The 281-nt window shown below is 73.0% G+C and carries 1 protein-coding gene; it reads right to left on the reverse strand.

Going from position 1 to position 281, the window contains the following annotated elements:
* Positions 1-281 (reverse strand): AMP-binding protein (locus ISP15_RS18490; protein WP_404549489.1); only part of this gene is annotated, 281 nt, incomplete at both ends.

The following is a 281-nucleotide window of genomic DNA, read 5'->3' on the forward strand; positions in this document are numbered from 1 at the left end:
TGCGCCGGCGCCGCCGCCAGCTCCGCGCGCAGCGCCGCCGTGTCCAACGCCAGCGGGATCGCCGCGTGCAACCCTTGCAGCAGGGCTTCATGGCCGATCACGCAGTCCGCCTGCGCGTCATCGCGCATCATGGCCAGCCGCGCCGGCGGGTTGTCCGGATCCAGCGGCACATACGCGCCACCGGCTTTCCACACCGCCAGGATCGCTACCGCCAGGTCCGCCGAACGCGGCAAGCAGATGCCCACCGTCACCTCCGGACCCACGCCGCGCGAACGCAGACC

The sequence above is a fragment of the Dyella jejuensis genome, assembly GCF_044904675.1.
Classification (GTDB): domain Bacteria; phylum Pseudomonadota; class Gammaproteobacteria; order Xanthomonadales; family Rhodanobacteraceae; genus Dyella_B; species Dyella_B jejuensis.